This is a genomic window from Candidatus Aquicultor secundus (assembly GCF_002791875.1).
GTDB classification, from domain to species: Bacteria; Actinomycetota; Aquicultoria; order Aquicultorales; family Aquicultoraceae; genus Aquicultor_A; species Aquicultor_A secundus.
On sequence record NZ_PFNG01000094.1, the window covers coordinates 1 to 4,797 of the forward strand.

At 44.7% G+C, this 4,797-nt stretch carries 4 protein-coding genes; all 4 read left to right on the forward strand.

The window, feature by feature from the left end:
* The first annotated feature begins 805 nt into the window (after window positions 1-805).
* Window positions 806-1,759 (forward strand): sulfite exporter TauE/SafE family protein, encoded by a 954-nt coding sequence (locus tag COY37_RS04085; RefSeq protein ID WP_286679052.1) that lies wholly within the window; start codon window positions 806-808, stop codon window positions 1,757-1,759.
* Between the two features lie 89 nt (window positions 1,760-1,848).
* The gene (locus tag COY37_RS04090) at window positions 1,849-2,334 is read left to right on the forward strand and encodes a hypothetical protein (protein WP_286679051.1); all 486 of its coding nucleotides are present in this window, start codon (window positions 1,849-1,851) and stop codon (window positions 2,332-2,334) included.
* Window positions 2,335-3,112: 778 nt separating this feature from the next.
* Window positions 3,113-4,066 (forward strand): sulfite exporter TauE/SafE family protein, encoded by a 954-nt coding sequence (locus COY37_RS04095; protein WP_286679050.1) that lies wholly within the window; start codon window positions 3,113-3,115, stop codon window positions 4,064-4,066.
* Between the two features lie 17 nt (window positions 4,067-4,083).
* Complete coding sequence (locus tag COY37_RS04100) at window positions 4,084-4,551, forward strand: hypothetical protein (RefSeq protein ID WP_286679049.1); 468 nt, start codon at window positions 4,084-4,086, stop codon at window positions 4,549-4,551.
* Window positions 4,552-4,797: the final 246 nt, after the last annotated feature.

Below are 4,797 nucleotides of genomic sequence, written 5' to 3' on the forward strand. Positions count from 1 at the left end.
GAAAACGAAAACGGTAGCGAGCGGTAAAACCGCATATACCCCGCCTTTCGCCCAGGTCTCTCTAACAAAGCTCTCGTTTGTAAATACCTCAACGTACAGCGCCAGGGACACGATACCGAAAAGCGCTGTTTTTACATACGGTTTCTTTCCTGTCTTACCGGAACTCTTAGCCATGAGCATTAACCTCCTTTCCTATTAATTTTCCTTGATTCATACCGCAATGTGGGCGATCTTTTGCCAATTGCTTAGCTAACTCTAACCCGCGTTATTAACCGACTACGTCACAATTGTTACATGTCATGTGAAAAAAATATTTTCGCCCGATCATTACTTGAAACGCGTTCTACGCTATTTACGTGGCCGGATTTGTTCTGCGGATTAAGGCTTTTCAAAACATCGACCGCATTATCTGTGCCTTTGCAGCTAATTCTTGAGGCGCTTATCAAAGAAAGTTTTCTCCAGCTTGCAGCCTTAATTTCATATTACCACTATGGGTTTTTTCGTCAACGATTTACGTAAAAACCCTTCACTAAATCACAATATATTTGCTCTATTATTTGGCGGTTTATTCTCTTAGCTGTAATTGGTCATTTCTTCTAATCAACCTACACTGATAATTCGTATCCGCTAATAGTTATATCTTTAACATGCACCGCGTTATAACCGTACCCCATGACCAGGGTTTATAGTAGTAATTTACTACTCTTTTTTTTGGTAATCGCCCCGATGTGCACTCCAAATGATCGTGATGAAATGGAAGTTAAAGCCAAATTTAGACAATCCCGGAGGAGAGGAGGGATATAGCATGAAGAAAAAATTATTAGGTGTTCTTTTCGGGGCCGTTTTTATATCAATTCTAGTTGTTACCAACTCGGCTTTAGCCGCTACGGTCAACTTGTCATCCGGCGCACATTCAGGAACCCCCTGGTGGGTTTGGCCGCTTAGTCTATTCGCACTTACTTTCGTAATGGGAGTAGTCGCTATTCCGGCCGGCGTGGGTGGTGGAGTTCTTTTTGTACCTATCGTAAGCAGTTTCTTTCCTTTTAACCTCGACTTTGTCAGAGGAGCCGGGCTGATGATCGCCCTCTCGGGATCTTTAGCAGCCGGACCCGGCCTCCTCAAGAGAGGCATGGCGGACCTGCGCCTGGCAATGCCTGTAGCGCTGATAGCATCGGTCTTTTCAATTTTAGGGGCGGTCGTAGGTCTTGCGCTTCCAGCTAAGCTTGTTCAAATAGGTTTGGGTGCCGTTATCCTTGCAATAGTCTTCGTAATGGTCTTGGCCAAGAAATCGGAATACCCGGATGTTAAACTACCTGATTCCCTGTCGATCGCGCTTAGGATCTCCGGAATTTATCATGAGGATTCAACTAAGCAGGATATCGACTGGAAAATTCATAGAACGCCGGTCGGGTTAGTTTTATTTTCGTTTATCGGCTTCCTGGCCGGCATGTTCGGTCTAGGCGCCGGATGGGCTAATGTGCCTGTCTTAAACCTTGTTATGGGTGCCCCATTAAAGTTATCTGTCGCAACAAGCAGTTTCCTACTATCAATAACCGATACATCTGCTGCTTGGATTTATATTAACAAAGGAGCGATCCTGCCGTTAGTCGTTGCGCCATCAATTATCGGCATGATGCTCGGCGCTTTTATAGGAGCGAAACTACTCACAAAGGCCAAACCACAAGTGATCAGATACGCGGTTATTACCATGTTGTTTTTATCTGGTTTTAGGGCGCTTTTGAAAGGCTTTGGTATTTAGCAGCTTACGATGGTTGCCCCGATGAAACATCTCGGTTAACCGAAAGCATTGTTAAAACCAAATAAAAGTTCTGTTGATAGGAGGTCGGTATGGCTACAAGAATGAACAGTAAACGTGATTTAAAGATTAAACCCCAAGCGAAAGCTGAACCCGCGCGTACGGCAACGAAGACGGTTAGAGCCACAGAAGAACAACTTGTTTACGCCGGTATCCTGTCCATGGGCAGGAAAATTGGGCTTGCGGGTATCGTGGCCTCATTTCTGGTATATTTATCCGGAATTTTAACTCCTAAAATGCCGCTCGAAAAAGTCCCGGTTTATTGGCATCTTTCTTCGAGCGAGTACATGAAGGTTGCCGGCATTAAGCCGGGTTGGGCGTGGCTTACCATGTTTCAAAACGGAGACATGCTTAATTTTTTTGGTATCGCAATTTTGGGAGCCATAAGCTTAGTTTGCTATCTTGCCATAATACCTAAATTGCTTCGTAAAAAAGATACAACCTTCGCTATGATTGCGATCGTTGAGGTACTGGTGCTTGCGTTCGCAGCATCCGGGATTATTCATATAGGGGAGTAAGCAAGCGTGTTTTCTGCACATGCGTAGGTGCCTCGTAGGTAACCTATAAGACCAACAATAAACAAGAACACCGCAAATGATTCTGTTTAAGCCGGTTTGTAGGGAAACCAGCCTACGTATGTGCAGTTATACGATACTATAAGCTGGCATACTATTTATAAAAAGGCCCGGTGATAGAATACACCGGGCCTTTTTATTTTCTGCCGATTACCTCATAGACTTAGCCTCAACATACTTTCTTCGCGATTATAGGCCAATTTACCTCACCCGTTGCCAACTTCTCCCTTTATGCTCCCCTTTTTTATATTCACCTATACCACCGGCATTACCATAATATATTCGCAAACGTAGACTACGTAGTTTTAGCAATTCTTAAATATGGGTAATCCCTACCCTAACTATTTGTAGATTTCCTATGTAGCATTACGTGAATTTACGTATATTGGTATTGATGAAAGTACTAATAGTGCTAATATTAGAATCAGCTTGCAAGCTTTTCTTAGGATATCTTTTGACAAAGTGACTAAACAAGTTGCCTGTGTGTGCGTAGGTAACCTATAAGACCAACAATAAACAAGAACACCGCAAATGACCTTTGTTTATACCGGTTTTAGGTAGACCAGCCTACGCATACACAGACGAGTTATTAAAAGATAGAGAGATTTTTTTAGCTTGTCTAGTAACAATTGTGACAATCTTTCACAATCTCATAACCAGCACCACTCGCCCATCCAAAAGCTTATTCACCGAACAAATAATTAAAAAAAGGAGGATGATAATGAAACACAGGAAAGTAATCGTTTCAACCTTACTTACTGCCTTCATATTATTTATGTTAATGGCAGCACCCGCATGGGCCGCAAGCGGACCCGGCAAAGCATCTACCCTGGCATGGTGGATCTGGCCCTTAGTTCTTTTTGTGATCACATTTGTCATGGGTATCGTAGCGGTACTTGCAGGTGTTGGAGGTGGAGTACTTTTTACCCCTATTATAGGCGGCTTTTTCCCATTTAATATGGACTTCGTAAGGGCTGCGGGACTCATCGTAGCCCTCTCCGGTTCGCTCGCAGCAGGTCCCGGACTCTTAAAGAGAGGTATGGCAGACCTCAGGTTGGCTTTACCGGTGGCGCTAATCGCCTCTGCCGCCGCAATCGCCGGCGCGATGGTCGGCCTCAAACTCCCGGACAACATCACTCAAACCGCGCTTGGAATCGCAATCCTTGCAATCGTCGCTATTATGTTAGTAGCCAAGAAATCGGAATATCCGGATGTTAAAAAATCGGATAACCTCTCTTCGATCTTAAGAATCACGGGTATTTACCATGAGCACTCAACCGACCAGGATGTTAACTGGAAGATCCACCGCACACCTATCGGCCTTTTCTCCTTTATCTTTATAGGATTCGCGGCCGGTATGTTCGGCCTCGGCGCCGGATGGGCCAACGTCCCTGTCCTCAACTTGATGATGGGCGCACCTCTTAAGATATCGGTTGCAACCAGCAAGTTTCTACTTGCGACAACCGATACGTCGGCTGCATGGGTCTACATTAACAAGGGCGCGGTTATCCCTATGATAATTGTTCCCTCCGTTATCGGTATCATGCTTGGCTCTCTTATCGGAGTTAAGCTTCTAGCTAAGACAAAAGCCTCAGCGATTAAAATGACGGTAATCGTCGTCCTAGGCTTTTCAGGCGTAAGGTCACTTCTAAAAGGCCTTGCTATTTGGCCATAAATCGAGAGGAGGAAGATATGGGCACAACAGAAACTACGGCAGCAAAAAAAGCCGGCGTGCAAGTGGCAGCCACTCCGTTGGTACAGGCGACAGAGGAACAGCTCCTTTATGCGAAAGTCCTCGATACCGCAATGAAGATCGGTCTTGCGGGAATCATAGTAGTGTTCGCGTTCTATTTATTCGGTGTATTCGAGCCTAAAATCCCGCTTGCCGATGTCTCCAAATATTGGGGAATGAAAAGCCACGATTACCTGGAGGCGACAAATATTAAATCCGGCTGGGCCTGGACCGGGATGTATCGGCACGGCGATTTCCTGAACTTCTTCCCTATCGCATTTTTGGCTGGGATAACAGTTCTATGTTACCTATCGATAGTTCCTACGCTGTTCAAGAAAAAGGATAGCATTTATGGAATTCTCGCATTGATTGAAGTTTTGATCTTGGTTGCGGCGGCCTCAGGACTTATTTCGGCCGGCGGTCACTAAGATATAATCTAAGATATAAATCTGGTTAAAAGTATAGGTTTTAGGGCGGGCGTAAGGTCCGCCCTTTTTTCATCCCAATTTCTTATTATAAACCGGTTATATGCAGCATTCTACCAGCGTATTACCACCGATTGCAAATTATTTTACTCGCGGTACTGTAAATTCTTAGTAGGCAAGTAAGGTCTTGCAAAATAGATCAAGACCTCGCATTATCTCGTTAGAATCACCAAACGGGAGAAGGAGGTC